The sequence below is a fragment of the Klebsiella sp. Q2 genome (assembly GCF_009900705.1).
In the GTDB taxonomy this organism is placed as follows: domain Bacteria; phylum Pseudomonadota; class Gammaproteobacteria; order Enterobacterales; family Enterobacteriaceae; genus Klebsiella; species Klebsiella quasipneumoniae.
In genome coordinates, this window is the sequence record NZ_JAAABE010000003.1 from 692,861 (window position 1) to 709,587 (window position 16,727).

Here is a 16,727-nt window from a genome sequence, read left to right on the forward strand (position 1 = left end):
ACCATGATCAATCTTTTACAGGGGCGTCGGCTGGTCGACCTCTCCGTCACCCTGGACAACAATCCCTGGACCGATCCGCCGCCGCTGCTGCCGAGCATTGAGTATCAGGATCATCAGCAGGGATGGCCGGAAATGGCGGCGATGTTCCCGGGGCTGGAAAAAGCGCAGATGCCGGGAGAGGAGGCCTGGGCCTCGGAGCGCCTGACCGTGACGCCGCACAATGGCACCCATATGGATGCCCCCTGGCACTACAGCTCGACCACCAACGGCGGCGAACCTGCGTTTGGCATCGATGAGCTGCCGCTGGAGTGGTGCCTGCGCCCCGGCGTCCGGTTGGATTTTCGCCATGTCGCCGACGGGGCGATCCTGCAGCCGGAGGATCTGCAGCGCGAGCTGGCGCGAATAGACTATTGCCTGTCGCCGCTGGATATTGTGTTGATCAATACCGCGGCCGGCGCCCGCTACGGCCAGCCGGATTACCTGCAGCGCGGCTGCGGCATTGGCCGGGCGGCGACGCTGTGGCTGCTGGAGCAGGGGGTACGGGTGGTTGGCACCGACGCCTGGAGCTGGGATGCACCCTTCCACTTTACCCGCGAACGCTTTCAGGCCAGCGGCGACGCCGGGCTGATCTGGGAGGGGCATAAAGCCGGCAGGGAGATCGCCTATGGGCAAATGGAGAAGCTGAGTAACCTGGAGCAGCTTCCCGACCACGGCTTCTGGGTGAGCTGTTTTCCCTACAAGATCCGCCGCGGCTCGGCCGGGTTTATTCGCGCGGTGGCGATTGTCGACGCCTGAAGGCGTCGATGATTATGTTAATTTAATGTGAATGCATTGTATTAATTGTGATAGCAATCGCAGTCCATGCCACCTGCATCCGGTAGGGTAGAACGGTATATGTGCTGAGTTCGCTGATGCGTTTCCAGCCATTAAGCCGGGGCGTAAAACGCCTTTCTTTACCGATAAAAAATAGAACTGTAATTCATATTCTAAATAAAGAGCAGTGACGGAGAGCGGAAGATGGTGATGCACAAAGTTTCAGCAACCCCGCGCGAGGCGGGGGCCGTACAGGCGATGTTACTGATGTTGGCGGCACTGTTGCCGATCATGGGGACCTTGACCATGCTGCCGGTGATGCCGCTCCTGTTCAGTCATTTTGCCGCGCAGCCGCACGCCCAGCTGCTGGTGCCGATGATCATCACCATACCGGCGGCGAGCATGGCGCTGCTGGCTCCGCTGGCGGGGATGGTAGGCGATCGCCTGAGCCGTCGCCGCCTGCTGATTGCCGCCACCGCTCTGTACGCAGGGTTTGGCCTGCTGCCGGTGATGCTCGACGATCTGTATGCCATTTTGCTGGCGCGGCTGGTGATGGGTATTGCCGACGCCTTTATTCTTACCACCGCCAATGCGCTGATTGGCGACTACTTTACCGGTGAGGCGCGTAGCAAATGGCTGGCGGTGCAGAGCGGCATAGGGTCGATACTGTCGACGCTGATCGTGCTGGGGGCTGGCCTGCTGGGAACCCTGGGCTGGTATGGTCCGATCTACCTGTATGCTCTGGCGATCCCGGTCTTTATCGGCCTGTGTCTGTTCACCGCAGAGCCAGCGACGCGCCGTCGCGTGGACAGTGTCGCTGGCGAGGAGGCTGTCGCTTTTCCACGGCGCAAAATGGCGGCGATCGGCCTGATTACCCTCGCCAGCGCGATCCTCTATTTTCTCGAACCGCTGCAGATAAGCCAGGTGTTCAGTCAGCTCGGGCTGACCTCCAGCAGCCAGATTGGCATCGCTACCGCCGTTGCCGGCATTGGCGTGCCGCTGGGCGCCTGGCTGTATGGCCGCAACGCCAGGCAGCGCGTCGACAGGCAGTTTTTCCTTTTTTACGCCATTTTTGGCCTCGGGCTGCTGTTTATCGCCGTGGCCCACAATCCGCTGGCCGGCGTGGCGGCAGCGTTCGTCGCGCAGGTCGGTAACGGAATGCTGATCCCTCTGATGCTGGCCTGGATGATGAAAGCCTTGCCGGCGCCGCACCGGGCGACGGGGATCGGCATTTGGCACACCTTCTTTTTCCTCGGCATGTTCATCAGCCCGGTTCTGATGACCTTGCTGAATGGCATGACCGGCAGCATGCAGGACAGCCTGCTGCTGTTTGCGCTGCTGACGCTGGCTATCGCCGGCGCGACGGGTATCGCCAGCGCCCGGATGGGGGGCCGCCGCGCGCTGGCTCGTTAATTTCACCTGACGACATCATTACCACACGCCCGCCGGTCTTCCGGCGGGAAGGGGAGGCCATTATTTAGAAAAAGTGTACACCTTATTTAGCGTTAACTTTCAGCCTAATTAATCCCTGTTAATAAACATATTGTGACCAATTTATTTTTCACGATATGGCGCATCTTACCTGCAAAAAATAAAAATGAGGGTTTATTATGAGTCTCTGCTGTACCGACGTAAGTAAGAAAATAGTTTTTCCACTTTCGGCGCTGACGCTGGCGATATTCTCCAGCACCGCGCTGGCCGATACCTGGACCTGTGAGCAACTGGATAAACTGAATACCCGCTCAGCGCAGGTCGTCAGCCCTCCGTCGACCTGCGAATCGCTCATCGGCGATATTGGCGGCTTTCGCAGCGCGCTGGCCGACCGTGGCTGGGGTGTCCAGTTAAGCTGGAACCCGATGGTGATGTACGATCTGAAAGGCCAGTCCGCCGACCCGCAACAATATGCCGGGCAGAATTTTACCTGGTCACAAAATATGTCGCTGAACGTCACCTATGATTTAAGTCGAATTGGTTTTAGCAAAGACGCGCAATTTACTTTTTCTCCCCAGTGGGCGACCTCGAATTATCATGACAGCTATCCGGAACTGCATAATATTGCGGTGCTGGCGGTGAACCAGCCTTTATTAAACGGCCAGCTGGAGCTGCAGTATGGTTTTTATCCGTTAATTCGTCAGTTTTACGGCATGGTGCTGGGGGGCAACTCCTCCTCAGCCGCGCTGGGGCCGACCAGCGTGATACCGGTGCAGGTGGGGATCAGCCTCAATGCGCCGACGCCGACCTTCACCGCCATCGTCCGCGACAGCGATAAGAAATTCTATAACAACTTTGCCGTCAGCCGCAGTATGTCGCCTGCCGGACACCTCGACGACGTGGAGCAGAACCCCTCGGGGCTGAAATGGCACGTCGATGGCGCCAACCCGATCCTGGTAAACGAGTTTGGCTTTAAGCAGGCGGCGGGCGAGTCGCAGCGCTCGCTGTGGTTCCGCGCCGGGGCTATCTATAACACCTCGCACTACCAGTATTTTGACCAGCCCGGCGACAGCAGCAGTAACTATGCGTTCTACGTCGCCAACACCATGCAGCTGACCCAGCCGAAAAAGGGGCTTCCGCTGGGGCTGTATCTCGATGTGAAAGCGGACTATGCCCCGGACGATCGCAATGCTTACACCAGCGACTTCCAGGTGACCTTCTTTGATATCGGCCTGTTTCCCGGCCGAGAGCAGGATATGACCTCGCTGGGCTACACCCGCTCCTTTATCAGTAAGAAGTTCCGCGATTATGTCGGCGAGGCGGGAATGGAGGCGCCGCAGAGCATCAACGCCATCTCCCTGTCGCACGCCCTGCGCGTGACGAAAGGTATTTACTGGATCAACGGTATCACCTGGCAGGATAACCCGACGCTGGTGCCGAAGCATGAGTCGGCGGTCCTCTGGCAGTCCTCGATGTACTGGAACTTCTGACACAGACCGCCCGAGGATTTTAATCCCGCCCGTCGGTACGCTGCCGCCGGGCGGTTTTTTTTATCGCGAACCGGCTGGCGCAGGAACAAAAAAAGAGGGCCGGCACGTTGCCGACCCTCTTTGCCATCGGTCCGGGCTTAGCCCCGGTGGCTGATTTTCCCGTCGGGAGTTAGCACGAAGTCAAAGGTTGCCCGGATATCGTCGCTGGCGAAACCCACCGCCAGCTGCCAGGGGCCGCTGGCCAGGTGCCATTCCTGGGCAGGCACCTGCCAGCGCTGCAGCGCGTGACGCGGCAGGACAAGGGTCAGGGCGGCCTCGTCGTGCGCCGGGACGCTGACTGCCGCAAACTCCGCCAGCGCCGACCAGGCCGTCTCCGGCCCCCGCAGGTAGAGCTGGACCACTGCTTTCCCGGCGCGGGCGGCGCGGTTTTCCAACCGGCAGCGCAGCTGCAGAGCGTCCACCCCGTCGCCTGTCAGTGCAGCGGCGATCAGGGTGATATCAGCATACCCCAGACCGTGGCCGAAGGCCCAGGCGGCGGGGCGTTCGCGGGCGTTAAACCAGCGATAGCCTACCTGCTGGCGCTCGTGATACCAGAGATCCCCCGCGGCGTCCGGCGTCAGACTGCGTACCGGATAGTCGTCCAGGCGCTGGGCGAAGGTGACCGGCAGGCGACCGCCAGGCTCACGATCCCCGGCCAGCACCGAGGCCAGCGCCGGGCCAAACTCCTGGCCAGGATACCAGACGACCATCACCGCCGCCGCGTCAGCCAGACACCCGGTATCCACCGGATGGGCGACATTCAGTACCACCACCGTGCGTGGGTTCGCCGCGCAGACGGCGCGGATCAGGGCAACCTGATGCGCCGGCAGCGCGGTAGCGTCCCGGTCGATGCTCTCCAGACCGGCATCGGCCGTTTCGCCTATCACCAGCACCACGCTGTCGGCCGCCCGGGCATGGTCGACCGCCTGCTGCAGCAGGTCGATGGTTTGAGGGGGCTGGCAGCCGAACCAGATGCCGTGGGCGATACTGCTGCCCAGCGCCATCTCGGCCCGGAAGGTCAGGTTTTCCCCCGCCTGCAGCGGAAATTCAAGACGGGTATGCGGGGCTTGCATCAGCTTGCCCATGATATCCCCCTCCAGCGCCTCGCCGTTGAAGGTCGCCACGCGCTCGCCGTTCAGCTGGAGGGCGATCTCCCCGGTGCCGCCGATCCAGAAGCCGTAGCGGCCGCTCACCGGCGCGGTGAACTGGCAGCTTACCGTCACGGTGGCGCGTTCGGTCAGGCGCAGCATGTCGCCGACGCCCGGCATATCGCGGAACCAGATCAGCGAGGAGGCGTCGCGCACCTCCTGATGAACCACGCCCCCGTCAGCGGTGGCGTAGGCAACGTCCAGGCCGCGCTCGCCGGCGGCGGTGCGCAGCGGCAAATGATGCAGAGGTGGGATGCGGTAATCGCTCTCCACCCCCTGGGCATAGCTTATTTCGACCCCAGCGGCGGAAAAGCGCTGGCGAATGGCCTCCAGAGGAGAGATCAGTCCCGGCATCAGCGCCACTCTGGCAAAGGTCCCGCCCTGGAAGCAGGGCGTCATGGCGTTGGGGCCAATCACCGCCAGCCGCTGTCCCGCCTGCGCGGCGAGGGGCAGCAGCCGCTGGCGATTGTGCAGCAGGACAAAGCCCGCCGCCGCCGCCTCTTCGAGGGTGTGACGCCGCTGCGCCTGGGCGGCGGCAGAGCCATCCCAGGGCAGAGGATGGCTGACCCGTTCGGCCAGCCGCGCCAGCCGGGCGGCGGCATCGTCAAGACGCCGGGCGTCGCTGTCGGTATCCATCAGCGCGGGCAGCAGGCGCTCGCCCATATGGCGGGCCGGGCCCGGCATCTCCAGATCCAGCCCGGCGCGGAAGCTGGCCGGGCCGTTCTGGGTGCCGAACCAGTCGGACATCACCAGCCCGTCCCAGCCGAGATCGCGCTTCAGCCACTGGCTGATGGCCTGATGCTGCTCGGCGCAATAGATCCCGTTCACCCGGTTATAGGCGGTCAGCATGCCCCAGACGCCGCGGCTGGCCGCCACTTCGAACGGCCAGAAATAGACTTCGCGCAGGGTGGCTTCATCGACGACGACGTTCATGGTCCGCCGATCGGTTTCTGAATCGTTACAGACCATATGTTTGACGATGCAGCCCACCCCCTGGCGCTGGACGCCGTCGATCCACGCTGCGCCCAGCTCGGCGATATGCCGCGGGTCTTCGCCGAAAAGCTCAAACGCGCGGCCGGCAAGGGGGCTGCGCAACAGGTTCAGGTTAGGCGCCAGCAGCGCCTGCGTTCCGGTGCGCAGCGCCTCCTCGCCGATGACGCCGCCAACCCGGCTGACCAGCTGGCGGTCCCAGCTGGCGCCAAGCGCCAGTCCGCAGGGGCTGAGCAGGGCAATATCCCGCTCGTCCACCCGGCCGCCGGTGATCCCCATCGGGCCATCGGACAGGGTGACTGAACCCAGCGTGGAGCGGGGGATAGGGTGGGTGGACCACATCCCCATCCCGGCGGTGAGCCGCGCTTTTTCGGCAACGCTAAGCGACAGACTGAGCGCAGGCATCGGCTTGTCTCCGTAAGGGGGCGGCGGGGGCGAAGGCCAGCGCCTGTTCGGCTACGGTGGCCAGCGCGCGCTGGACCGCGTCGTCAGTGCAGCGGCCCTCACTGTCGAACAGCGACACGCCGGCGGTGTTGAGAGTGACCCCCAGCGGGGTCGGCCAGCCGCGCAGGGCATGAACGATCCCGCGCATGGCGCCGAGGGTGGTGTTGCAACCCTGCCAGCCGGCGGCGGTGACGATGCAGCCCACCGCCCGGCCATCAAGATAGACCCGGCTGTCGCCGCGCAAATCTTCCAGCAGGTCGATGGCGTTCTTCACCAGGCCAGACACCCCGCCGTGGTAGCCCGGCGAGGCCAGCAGAATGCCGTCGGCCTGGCGCACGGCTTCCACAAATGCCGTCTCCTGCGGCGTGCGGGTGGTCACTTCCGGATTAAACGGCGGCAGGGCCGCCAGTTCAGCGCCGCCGAACAGCTGGGTCTGCGCGCCGAGCGTGCGGGCGTGGGCCAGCGCGGCGGCGAGGGCGCGCTCGGTGCTGGAGCCCGGGCGGGTGGTGCCGCCGATGCCGATCAGCAGCGGCGGGCGTGAGAAAGCAGGTTTATTCATAGCAGGATCTCCCGGTCGGATTAGCGAAAGCGCGGCAGGATCTGGTCCGCAAACAACGAGATCGACTGCTGGCTCAGGCGCAGGCGTTCCTCGGTCAGCGGGCCGTTGGTGAAGCCGAGCAGCACGTTGCCGATGCCCAGCTGCTGATGGCGTTCCAGCTCCTCGGCGACGGTCTCCGGGCTGCCGTACAGGCACCAGGTTTTGATCCACTCTTCGCTGAAACAGTCCGGATGGCGGTGCAGCGTAACGCCGCTAAACTCTTCCGCCCGCTTGTTGTACTCATATTCCCGGTCGATGGCCTGCTGGTACCAGCCCATGATCTGCAGCATCTCCTCGCGGGCCTGCTCGTCGGTGGGGGCGATATGGACGCACTGCCAGGTGTGGGTGGTCCACGAGAGGCAGTGGTTCACCACCTCGTCGCTATGGCCGGCGTTGAGCAGGGCATCGCGGTAGCGGGTGAAATAGTGGGTCAGCTGGCCAAACGGATCGTTGCTGGCCGGGATCGGCGGCGTAAACGCGGGAATAAAGGCCGGCCAGCCGTTGTCGGCGGCGCGCTGCATGCTGGTTTCACGCAGCGCCACCGGCATAATGCGGTTGAAGGGTTTTTGCCAGGGGGCAGGAACGATGCGCTGGACTACCGCGCCCTTATAGTGGCCGGTTTCGAAGATGATCGGATCGTCTTCAATATTTTTCTCCCACAGCCGCTGGACCAGATCGAGGTTCTCCTGCAGCAGGCTGGAGGCGTCCTTATAGTTCACGCCAAAGCCGATCATCTCTTCCGGCGTGGTGCCGCTGCCGATGCCCACCAGCAGGCGGCCTTCGGTGAGTTGATCCAGCAGGTTAACGCGCTCGGCGAAGCGCACCGGGTGGTGCAGCGGGACGGTAGTCACCGACATGCCGAAATGGATCTTTTTCAGCTGGCCGGCCAGGTAGGCGGCGAAGACAAACGGATCGCTGGACATCGGCGCATAGCCGGTGAAGTGATGGTCTGGCATAAAGACCGCATCGAAGCCGCGATCTTCAGCCTGGTGCGCATGTTCGATCAGCGACTGCATGACAAAACGATCCTGCTCGGGGGCGGTGGAACGGCCGACGAGGAAAACAGAGAAACGCATAGCAACTCCTGGGTTGTGTGGTGGTTGTTATTATTAAATAGAACTAGAATTATGATTCTAGTTGTTTATCAAAGAATGAAAATGACCGCCATCACACTTTTGTCACATCGCCGACGGGGGAGTCGGGTGGGCAATTTGCAGCGCGGTCGCTAACTGCAATACACTGCGGGGGTTTTCTATGGATAAAGAGGTGAGAACTGCGATGACCGATCTTCCCGCGATGCGCCAGCCGAAACAGGACCGGAGCCGGGTGGCGCTGGAGCGGCTGATGGCCGCCAGCCGTGAAATCCTGCATGAAGGCACCTTTGAGCTGCTGACCATTGCTGAAATCAGTAAACGCTCGGGCGTTTCTGTCGGCTCGATCTATGCCCGCTTCGGCGGCAAAGAAGATCTGTTTATCGCCGTCATGATGGAGGTGATGCAGGAGCTGGACGCCGAATGGCAGCAGCTGATCCAGCAGCTGCACGCGCGCAATCTGCCGCTGCGCCAGCGGCTTCCGGCGCTGATGGATGTCCAGGCGGAGTATCTGCGTCGCCATGCCGGGATCCTGCGGCCGTTTATGGCGCGGGCGGATGATGAGCGCGTGGCGGGAATTGGGAAAGCCGCTTACCAGAAAAACGAGCAGACCTTTATCGACCAGCTGCTCGATGCCGCGGCGGAGATCCGCCACCCGGAGCCAGAGCAGGCCGCCCGCTTCTGCTTTACGGTTTCGTATGCCGCGCTGGCGCGCTTCCTCGGCCTGGGATCGGCGGCGGAAGCCGCCGGTGAGGGCGACTGGGAACAGCTCAAACGCCATCTGGGCATGATGTGTCTGAGCTATCTGATTACCCCCGTCGAGGCCGGCTAAGCCGCGGGATTTTACTTCGCTAACTGCCAGGCGCTGGCCTGCTTGTGCTGACGCAGGCGCTGGCTATGGCGGGAGAAAGTATAAAGAAATATCGCGGCGGCCAGCACCAGCGCCGCGATGCCGAGCGTCAGGAAGGCGCTCAGCACATCGTTCCCGGCCCGCAGGCGGATCGCGCCGACGATAATCGGGCTAACGAACATGCCCGCGAAGAAGGCCCCGGACCAGGCGCCCATCGCCCGGCCGCAGTAGGCGGGCGGAATCAACGATCCTACCCAGTAAATCATCGCATTAATCGCCATGCCGGCACCCAGCTGCTGGATGGCGGAGCCGATCCCCATGGCGATCAGCGTCCGCGATTCGCCCACCACCAGCATTCCGATCCCCATCAGGCAGAGCATGATGGCGAGCACGCGCTCCGGCGTATAGCGGCGGGAGACCAGACCGAACAGCAGCGAACCGACCGGCACGGCGAGGCTGACCAGCGACATAATCAGGCCGATACGCTGCGGGCTGGCGTTTTGCAGGGTATGAAAGGCGTTGGCGCCGTTGATGGTGTACACGTAATAAATGATGGCGCAGACAAAGGTAAGCACGCTGAGGGCGATCACTCGCGGCCACGGAAACGGATTATGCTGCGCCGCCTGGGCGGCGTGCTGCGGACGGGCCGCCTGAGCGGGTTCGAACATCCAGAAGTACATCGCCAGAAACAGCAGGATGGCGACAAAGTAGATCATAAAGGCGCCGTTCCAGCGCAGGGCGGTCAGATAGCCGGAGCTGGCCAGCACCAGCACCGCCAGCGCCGGGCCAATCACCCCCTGCACCGTCAGCCAGAAGCGGCGCTGTTTGTCGTCAAAGTAATCGATCAGCATGGTGTTAGCGATGGTCAATACCACCGCCTCCGCCAGCCCGACGCCGAGGCGGCTGCAAAAGATGCCGGTCAGGGAGGTGATGTACAGCGGCATAGTGCCGCAGATGCCATACAACAGCGTGGCGCTGAGCAGCAGTTTACGGCGGCCAAATTTATCCGCCAGCCAGCCGGTGCACGGCCCGGCGATGGCGATCACCAGTCCGGGCGCGGTCAGCATCAGCGGCACCAGGGTTTCGACATAAGGCACCCCGGCAAAGTGCTGGATCAGCGTCGGGACCGCCGGCGCCAGGGAAACGATCGCCAGGATGGGCAGAAAGGCGGTCAGGGCGATGATGATGCCCTGGATCGCGCCGGCTTGTGGCGCGTGGGGCGGATTCAGGCTATGGCTCACGACGTTCTCCTTTTATCGCGCGGGTCGCCTGTCGTTGGCGGCGGCGCGGTTTTTTAGTATGCAGGTCAGGGATACAGGTGGCGGCGGGAATAGCCGCGGATTTAAGAGTAGGAGCAGGAACGGCGCGGGGAAAAATTGTGATTACGTATGTGATCCATCACAAACAAAAATACCATTGGTTTTATGTGGGTTTTGCGGCAATAAAAAGGCGACCGATGTCGCCTTTCGCGAGGAGCCGGGGCCGCTTTTGCCCCGGTAAGCCAGAGGCGCTACAGCAGGCGCGCCACGATATCGTCAGCGGCGAGGATCGCCAGCGCGACGCTGGTCAGCGTCGGGTTGCAGGCGGTTGGGGTGGGGATCACGCCGTTGCCGCCGACGTACAGATTGTGAAAACCCCACACCCGCGAGCGGCGGTCGGCCACGCTGGTGCCGTCGTTCGCTTCTCCCAGGCGACAAGTTCCCTGGTAATGCAGCGAGGTGCCCGCCGGCAGGATAATGGCCTCACCGCCAGGCGCGACGCGGCCCAGCGCGGCGCCGACGCGTTCGGTCACCGCCACCGCCTGCTGTAAACGCCGGCGATCGCCGTCGGTTAACTGATAGTTAAGCTGCATTTTCGGCAGCCCTACGGCGTCGGTGTCATCACTGAAGACGATTCGATCCTCCTCGCGCAGCTCCTTGGCGAGAAACAGCCCCAGGCCCACCACCGGCTTCGTCGTAGTCCCCGGCGGCTGGGTAAAGGCGATCGGCGAAGTATCCATCTGCATCAGCTGACCGTGGAACGGGAAATCAGGCTCATGGAACGGCAGCCAGGTGACGCCGGAGACATTGTCCCGTCCGTCGCGCAGCGGGGAGGTCGGCGCGGCGGCGGCCGGCGGGGCGTCCACTTCAATCAGGGCGATCACCTGCGGCTGGTCGTTGAGCCAGCGCCCCAGCGCCCGCGGGCGGATGCCCGAGGCGTACAGCAGCTGAGGGGTACGCAGCGCATCGGCGGCGACCACTACCGCTTTGGCCGTCACCACGTACTGCTCGCCGGTACGCAGATCGCGCAGCTCCGCCCCGCAGGCGACGCCGTCCTCGCTGAGGATCCGGGTGCACAGGGTGGCGGTACGGATCTCCACCCCGCGCTGGCGGCGGGTCTCTTCCTCCGCCAGCTCGCCAAGCACCGCGTCGACGCCGGACCAGAGCGGCTTGCCCTCCGGCGTCGCGGCGCAGGCCAGCGGCATAGGCTGCGCCAGCCGCGCCGGCGGACGGTCGCTGGCGAAGTGCTGATTAAGGGCATCGACGATTTGCCGGCCGATGGCGGTGGCCGGAAATCCTTCGCGGGTCACCTGCAGATAATGCTCAGCCGACTCCCAGGCGTCGGCCATCTCCCGCGGATCGAGGAAGGGAATGACTTCGCTGCCGCCCGGTCGCGGACAGGCGCAGGTCCAGTGGACGCCCATGCCGCCGAGGTTAGTGGAGAGCGCGGCGGCCGGCATGCCGCTGTGGGGCGCCGCCGGGTCGAGAAGGTGGGTGCCGGGCCGTGCCTGCAGGGCGTCTGCCGGCAGGTTCTCCGGCAGGGCGGCCAGCGGAAACGCCCGGGCGCGGTCGTAGGCCGTTTCCCGCTGCGCTGGCGCCAGGTTGCGGATATTAACCCCGGTCGCGGACGTCAGCGCTTCGCCGGCTTCCACCACCAGGATCCGCGCGGCGCGGCGATCGGCAATCCGTCGCGCGAAAGTGGCGCCCACCGGGCCGCTGCCAATAATCAGTACATCGATGTTTTCATCCATATCAGTCCATGCCTTTGTTGTTCTCCGGGCGCATGCCCGTTGCAGGTGTACAGAAAATAGGTACTACAGCTTTGTGCGTCCTGATAAATGGTTCCTCATGATAGCAGCCATTGCCGGACGCGATAGGTCATGGCTTACCCGCCGGGGGAAGCACTGAGGCGGGCAGCAGGCGGCTGAGGGCGGCAATCGCCAGCAGGATCAGGGCGCCAAGGGTCAGCAGGGTGATAAAGGCCCCGCGCCAGGCATCCGGCGCGGAGGCGCTTTGCGCCAGATAGAATCCGCCGAGGGTCGCCATGCCGAGGGCGGCGCCAAACTGCTGGCCGGTGCGAAATAATCCCGACGCCGCGCCGGCGTGGGCCACCGGGATCGCCGCCATGGCAAAGGCCGGCAGTGGGGCGGAGATAAGCCCCATCCCACAGCCGCACAGGCCGAACCCTAGACCCAGCGCGGTCAGCGCCAGCGTTCCCGGCGCCGTGGCGATCCCGTAGCCCATCAGCAGCAGGCCGCTCATCTGCACGGCCACCCCGACCAGCGTCACGTTACGCCCAAGACGAGGCGATAGCCGGCGGCCGGCGACGGCGATGGAAAACATCGCCCCAAGGGCGAAGGGGATGTGCAGCAGGGCGGTATGGAACGGGCTGAAGCCCAGTCCGCTCTGCAGCACCAGCGCGGTGGCCAGCAGCAGCGAGGCGGTGGTCAGCTGATAGAGCAGGGTGATGACGATCCCGGCGCGAAAGAAGCGGTCGCGAAGCACCGCGGGGGGAAACAGCAGCGTGCCGCCCCGGCGTTCACGGCCCAGCAGATGACGCCAGAGGAGTGACACCGTGATGAGCGACAGCAGCGGCGGCAGCGCCATCCATAGCGGCCAGCGCAGGGCGGGGCCTTCGATCAAGGTGAGCAGCAGCGCGCCGCCGCCCACCACCGCCAGCAGGGTTCCCAGCGGATCGATACCTTTGGCCTCCGGGCTGCGCACCGCCGGCAGCGCCCGCCAGGCGAGAGCGACGGCGATAACGATCACCGGCACGTTGATCAAAAAGATCGGCCGCCAGCTGAGGCCGAACAGATTGCTTTCGATGATGATCCCGCCGAGCACCGGGCCGAGGATCCCGGCGGCGCCGCCGAGCAGGCCGAAAATACTCATCACCCGGAAACGCTCGTGCGGGCGATACAGCACCTGCATCAGGGAGAGAATTTGCGGGCCCATCATTGCCCCGCTGGCCCCCTGCGCAATACGCATCGCCACCAGCATCTCCGGGCTGGCGGCCAGTCCGCAGCCGGCCGATGCGGCACCAAACGCCAGCAGGCCGCTGATAAACAGCCGCCGGTAGCCATACAGATCGCCGAGCCGACCGCCAGTGAGCAGCAGAATGGAGAAAAAGAACAGGTAGCCGGTGACCACCCATTCAATTTGCCGCGGGCTGGCGAGCAGATCCCGCTGTACCACCGGGATGGCGACATTAATGATCGAGACGTCGATGATCTCCAGCACCAGCGCTATCGAAACCACCAGCGTGGCCAGCGTGCGCTGCCGCTCGCTGGTATAGGGAGGCGCCTGAACCGTGGCCGCCGAAGCGTTATTGAGCATGATGTACCTTCAGATTTGGTTAAAAACTTGTTAAATGATGTTGACAATTTATAGCAACCAGAGATTAGAATTAGAGCACTCATTCTGGTTATGCCGCGTCGGATCCTGCTGTTGACCGCGATGCCAGAAGGGAAGGCGTCACACTGCCGCTCCGAAACAGAATAAGAATTCTTATTCTAATTTTGTTTGTTTTGATCTGGCAAGTAGAGAAGGGGGTCGGATGTATTTGTCCGCATGTATTGAATGGCTGTTTCGTGAAGAGTATCCCGATTTCAGCGATCGGGTCCGGGCGGCGAAAGCGCAGGGATTCAGCCACGTTGAGTTTCATCTCTGGCGTGATAAACCGCTGGCGGCGCTGGCGCAGGCGCTGGAGGAGACCGGCGTGAGGCTGTCGAGCTTCGTGGTGGAGCCCCGGCGCAGCCTGGTGGATCCGGCGGAGCATGAGCAGTTTCTGGCGGCAGTGAGCGACAGCCTGGCGGTCTCGCGCCAGCTGGGGTCGCCGCCGCTGGTGGTGGCCTCCGGCTTCAGCCGCGAAGGGGTGGCGATCGCCGAACAGCAGGCGCAGGCGATCCACATCCTGCGCCAGGCGGCGACGCTGGCGGAAGCCGCCGGGGTCACTCTGCTGCTGGAGCCGCTCAACACCCGCATCGATCATCCGGGGATGTTCTTAAACAATACTCGGCTGGCGCTGGACATTATCGAGGCGGTCGACAGCCCGCGGCTGCAGCTACTGTTTGACGTCTATCACTCGATGGTGATGGAAGAGGAGATGGAGGAGGTGCTCGGCGGCAGAATGCATCGGGTGGGGCACGTGCAGATAGCGCAGGCGCCGGATCGTAACGAACCGGATCCGCGCAGCGGCGAGTGGCCCAATGTGATCGCCCGGCTGCAACGCCTGGGCTACAACGGGGCCATTGGCCTGGAGTATAAACCGTCGCTGCCCGCAGCGGCCTCGGTGGCCCGCGCCCGCGAAGCGACCGGCTTATCCTGTTAACCAACTTACCTGGTACTTTTATGACTCAGAAAATAAAACGCGGCGTCAGTCTGTACAGTTTTCAGAATGAGACCTATCTCGGCAAGATGTCCCTCGATCAGGCGATCGGTCACTGCGCGGCGTTCGGCGCCCGCGGGATTGAAGTCGTCGGCGAACAGACCTTCGCCGGCTGGCCGGAGTGCGGCATGCCGGAGGCGGCGATCGCCGACTGGCACCGTCTGATGCAGCGCCATGACACGGTGCCGGTGTGCCATGACTTTATGCTCGACTATAAGCGTTATAAAGACCGGCCGATGCCGTTTGACGAGCAGGTGCGCAGCGTGCAAAACGACATCGATTTTGCCGCCCGGCTGGGCATGCGCTTTATCCGCTCTCTGGTTTCCGTGGCGCCGGAGGTGCTGGTGGCGGCGGCGCCGTATGCGGAAGACAAAGGGATCACCATTCTGCTGGAAGTGCACGCCCCGCTGCATTTCGATCATCCGTGGATTATTCGTCATGCCGAAGCCTATGAAAAAGCCAATACCCGGGCGCTGGGCTTCCTGCCGGATATGGGAATGTTTTTAGCCCGCTTCCCGCGGGTGTGGAAAGAGCGCTTTATTCGTAACGGTTGCCCACAGGCGGCAGCGGATTTTATCGAGAAAGCCTATGAGGAGCGGACGCTCAGCGAATACGTGATCCTGGATGTGATGCAAAAATGGGGGCCGGGCCCGCAGCTGGCGATGGCGGAAACGCTGCGCCACAACGCGGCGTTCGAGCCGAAGCGGATGCTCGATTTTATGCCGCGGATCCACAACATTCATGCCAAATTCTATGAGATGACCGATGAGATAAGCGAGTGGTCGATTCCCTACGATGAGATCTTCCGCGTGCTGCAGAAGGGCGGCTATGAGGGGTATGTGTGCTCCGAGTATGAAGGCAACCGCTGGGTGGAAGACGCGCAGGAGGTGGACAGCCTGGAGCAGGTCCGCCGCCAGCAGCTGATGTTCTGTCGCCTGTTAGATGAAACCCCACCCCCGGCGCTGCTGGGCCAGTAAGGAGCATTATCATGTTTGATCAGCATATTATCTGCCGCGAAGGTTTCAGTAACGTCACCCGCGACGGAGAAGTTATCGGCGTGCGCTTTTTGGCCCGTCTGCCTTACTACCGCGGTCTGGGTCTGTCGATGGTGGAAGATATCGCCGTGACCCTCAACGGCGAAGCCATCCCGCGGCAGGCGATCCGCCTGGCGCTGCGCGGCCGGGAGTGGACGCTCGACGAGCTGGAGAGCGTCTACGACGACCGGTGGAACTTCGGTGAAAAGGCGACCATCACGGTGCTCAAACCCGGTGGCCTGCCGGCCGGCTGGCATCGCCTGAAGGTGGCCGAGAGGCTGCGGATCTCCTATCTGCCGTTTGTGCCGGTGACCACCTTTGAAACCGAGCTGGAATTAACGGCATAACACCCTGCAGGATCCGCTGCCGTTATGGCAGCGGATTTCTTTAACGCAGGGGGCAGTCACTGGGAAACGGTGAGGAGATTGCCGTTCAGTAAAACCGGTACGGAAGAGCGCGGTTTCTCAGCCCGTCTTTGCGGACGAAATCAGAAAATTTACTTCGCAGGCTAACCGCAGATTGCTTCAAAAAAATTCCCGTATTTGTTATATTGTTGTTCATTGATTACTCACCTCTGCGGTGCCAAAAAGAACAAGATTCACCGCAACCCAGGACAAAACCATGTTAGATTACCGCTTCCCGACAGCTTTGCAGATGGTTCTCAGCGTAGCAATGGCGGAGCAGATGGGTGAACGTTCAACGAGTGCGATTCTGGCCTACGGCCTGGAAGCCAACCCGAGCTTTATCCGCAAATTAATGGTTCCGCTCACCCGTGACGGCATCATTGTCTCCACGCTTGGCCGCAACGGCTCTATTCATCTTGGCCGCCCGGCGGACAAAATCACTCTGCGTGATATCTACCTTTCCGTTATCGAAGATAAAAAACTGTGGGCGTCGCGTCCTGAGGTCCCGGCCCGCTGCGTGGTCAGCGCCAACGCCTGCTGGTACTTCAAATCGGTCGCTGACGAAGCGGAGCAGGCTTCGCTGAACGTCCTCGCTCGCCATACCGTGGCCAGCGCGCTGGAGGCGCTCAAAAACGCCGATACCAGCGGCTGCGACCCGGTACCGGAAATGATCGCCCGCTTTAAAAAAGCGCATTAATCATTTTCTGGTGACGAAAAAAAACCGCCTTCAAATTGTGAAGGCGGTTTTT

14 protein-coding genes are annotated in these 16,727 nt (G+C 62.6%); 8 read left to right on the forward strand and 6 right to left on the reverse strand.

The window, feature by feature from the left end:
- The first annotated feature begins 3 nt into the window (after positions 1-3).
- The 3 genes from GT756_RS15130 to GT756_RS15140 all read left to right on the forward strand — a co-directional run bounded on the left by GT756_RS15130 (position 4) and on the right by GT756_RS15140 (position 3,734).
- Entirely contained in the window at positions 4-795 is a 792-nt protein-coding gene (locus GT756_RS15130) for a cyclase family protein (protein WP_043521374.1), read from the forward strand.
- 228 nt (positions 796-1,023) lie between these two features.
- On the forward strand, positions 1,024-2,226 hold the full coding sequence (locus GT756_RS15135) for an MFS transporter (RefSeq protein ID WP_224051453.1): 1,203 nt from the start codon (positions 1,024-1,026) through the stop codon (positions 2,224-2,226).
- A 197-nt stretch (positions 2,227-2,423) separates the two neighbouring features.
- Positions 2,424-3,734, forward strand: a complete 1,311-nt coding sequence (locus tag GT756_RS15140) for a carbohydrate porin (RefSeq protein ID WP_043521376.1) — start codon at positions 2,424-2,426, stop codon at positions 3,732-3,734.
- 137 nt (positions 3,735-3,871) lie between these two features.
- On the opposite strand, the gene GT756_RS15145 is transcribed toward GT756_RS15140, so the two are convergent.
- The 3 genes from GT756_RS15145 to GT756_RS15155 are packed head-to-tail and all read right to left on the reverse strand — an operon-like array spanning position 3,872 to position 8,029.
- Positions 3,872-6,316: a glycoside hydrolase family 3 protein gene (locus tag GT756_RS15145; protein ID WP_160124872.1), complete on the reverse strand. Its 2,445-nt coding sequence runs from the start codon at positions 6,314-6,316 to the stop codon at positions 3,872-3,874.
- Entirely contained in the window at positions 6,291-6,914 is a 624-nt protein-coding gene (locus GT756_RS15150; protein WP_043521378.1) for an NADPH-dependent FMN reductase, read from the reverse strand. Before GT756_RS15150 ends, GT756_RS15145 begins: the two co-directional genes overlap by 26 nt.
- Before the next feature lie 20 nt (positions 6,915-6,934).
- Complete coding sequence (locus tag GT756_RS15155; protein ID WP_114465753.1) at positions 6,935-8,029, reverse strand: LLM class flavin-dependent oxidoreductase; 1,095 nt, start codon at positions 8,027-8,029, stop codon at positions 6,935-6,937.
- Between the two features lie 202 nt (positions 8,030-8,231).
- On the opposite strand from GT756_RS15155, the gene GT756_RS15160 reads away from it, so the two are divergent.
- Entirely contained in the window at positions 8,232-8,876 is a 645-nt protein-coding gene (locus GT756_RS15160) for a TetR/AcrR family transcriptional regulator (protein WP_048325409.1), read from the forward strand.
- Positions 8,877-8,887: 11 nt separating this feature from the next.
- On the opposite strand, the gene GT756_RS15165 is transcribed toward GT756_RS15160, so the two are convergent.
- From GT756_RS15165 to GT756_RS15175, 3 genes are all read right to left on the reverse strand, one after another.
- Complete coding sequence (locus GT756_RS15165) at positions 8,888-10,135, reverse strand: MFS transporter (protein WP_023290709.1); 1,248 nt, start codon at positions 10,133-10,135, stop codon at positions 8,888-8,890.
- Between the two features lie 269 nt (positions 10,136-10,404).
- The gene (locus GT756_RS15170; protein WP_114465750.1) at positions 10,405-11,904 is read right to left on the reverse strand and encodes a GMC oxidoreductase; all 1,500 of its coding nucleotides are present in this window, start codon (positions 11,902-11,904) and stop codon (positions 10,405-10,407) included.
- 127 nt (positions 11,905-12,031) lie between these two features.
- Positions 12,032-13,489: an MFS transporter gene (locus GT756_RS15175; RefSeq protein WP_160124873.1), complete on the reverse strand. Its 1,458-nt coding sequence runs from the start codon at positions 13,487-13,489 to the stop codon at positions 12,032-12,034.
- Between the two features lie 220 nt (positions 13,490-13,709).
- Between GT756_RS15175 and GT756_RS15180 the strand changes: the two genes are divergently transcribed.
- The 4 genes from GT756_RS15180 to GT756_RS15195 all read left to right on the forward strand — a co-directional run bounded on the left by GT756_RS15180 (position 13,710) and on the right by GT756_RS15195 (position 16,675).
- Positions 13,710-14,483: a TIM barrel protein gene (locus GT756_RS15180; RefSeq protein WP_049093560.1), complete on the forward strand. Its 774-nt coding sequence runs from the start codon at positions 13,710-13,712 to the stop codon at positions 14,481-14,483.
- Positions 14,484-14,503: 20 nt separating this feature from the next.
- Positions 14,504-15,517 (forward strand): sugar phosphate isomerase/epimerase, encoded by a 1,014-nt coding sequence (locus GT756_RS15185; RefSeq protein ID WP_023290705.1) that lies wholly within the window; start codon positions 14,504-14,506, stop codon positions 15,515-15,517.
- Between the two features lie 11 nt (positions 15,518-15,528).
- A complete protein-coding gene (locus tag GT756_RS15190; protein ID WP_048325404.1) occupies positions 15,529-15,921 on the forward strand; it encodes a DUF6379 domain-containing protein in 393 nt (130 codons plus the stop codon).
- A gap of 274 nt (positions 15,922-16,195) precedes the next feature.
- Complete coding sequence (locus GT756_RS15195; protein ID WP_004205761.1) at positions 16,196-16,675, forward strand: Rrf2 family transcriptional regulator; 480 nt, start codon at positions 16,196-16,198, stop codon at positions 16,673-16,675.
- Positions 16,676-16,727: the final 52 nt, after the last annotated feature.